This window comes from Massilia sp. CT11-108, assembly GCF_047302915.1.
In the GTDB taxonomy this organism is placed as follows: domain Bacteria; phylum Pseudomonadota; class Gammaproteobacteria; order Burkholderiales; family Burkholderiaceae_D; genus Telluria; species Telluria orientalis.
This window is the reverse complement of sequence record NZ_JBKYMO010000976.1, coordinates 1-1,060: the sequence shown is the minus strand read 5'-3', so window position 1 is coordinate 1,060 and position 1,060 is coordinate 1. Positions and strand designations below refer to the sequence as shown.

General features: G+C 72.4%; 2 protein-coding genes. One reads left to right on the top strand and one right to left on the bottom strand.

All coding sequences use genetic code 11. The annotated features are described in order from the left end of the window. On the top strand, nucleotides 1-585 hold a 585-nt coding region (locus ACEN88_RS32480), incomplete at its 5' end, for an SDR family oxidoreductase (RefSeq protein WP_413346357.1). Here the strand turns inward: ACEN88_RS32480 and ACEN88_RS32475 are convergent. Beyond that, on the bottom strand, nucleotides 586-1,060 hold a 475-nt coding region (locus ACEN88_RS32475; RefSeq protein WP_413346355.1), incomplete at its 5' end, for a helix-turn-helix transcriptional regulator. It abuts the gene before it with no gap.

Sequence of the window (1,060 nt, the reverse complement as noted above, 5' to 3'; positions counted from 1 at the left end):
GCCCTGGCCTGCGACCTTGCCCGCGCCGATGCCCCGGCCCGCATCGTGGCGGCGGCGCGCGAGCGCTTCGGCGGCGTCGACATCGTCGTCCACAACGCGGCATATTTCCCGCTGACGGACTTCGCGCACATCGACCGTCCGCTGCTCGAACGCACGTTCGCCGTCAACGTCCACGCCGCGTTCGGCCTGCTGCAGGCGGCCCTGCCCCTGATGCGCGCACGCGGCGGCGGCAGGATGCTCGTGACGTCGTCCGTGACGGGGCCGCGCGTCGCCTATCCGGGCCTCGCGCACTATGCCGCGTCCAAGGCCGCCGTGAACGGTTTCATTCGCGCCGCCGCGCTCGAGGTGGCGGCGGACGGCGTCACGGTCAATGGCGTGGAACCCGGCATGATCCGCACGCCGGCACAGGGCAACCTGGGCGGCGACGACGTCGCGGCGCGCCTGCGTGCACGGATCCCGCTGGGCCGGATGGGCGAGCCGGACGACATCGCGGCGGCGATGCTGTTCCTCGCCTCCGACCATACGGCGTACGTCACCGGCCAGACGATCGTCGTGGACGGCGGTGCGCTGCTGCCGGAGGGGTGATCAATAGGCCAGCCGCGCCAGTTCGCCGCGGCTGGCGATGCCGCACTTGCGAAAAATGTGCGCCAGATGGGTTTTGACGGTGGACGGCGCCATGCCCGCATCGCGCGCCACCTGCTTGTTCGGCATGCCGGCGGCGACGGCCAGTGCGATGTCGAGTTCGCGCGGCGTCAGTTGCGGACACCGTGCCGCGAGGCGACGGCGCGGATCGGCCCCGGCGAGCAGCTGCGCCGCCAGTGCGTGGAAATCGGCCAGCGCGTCCATCTGGTCGTTCGAGAAGCCGGGATGCGGCGCATCGCGCAACAGGCTGACGCCCAGGCGCGGGCCATCCGGGCCGGCGGGCAGCAGCATGTCGAGCGCGTCGCTCAGCCGGTACGGACGCATGAAGTCCTGTTCGTACCGGGCGACCCGGCCGTCCCCGTGATCGAGGCGCTGGCGCAGCCACCCGATCGCGTGCGGCGCTGCGGCGATGCGGTGC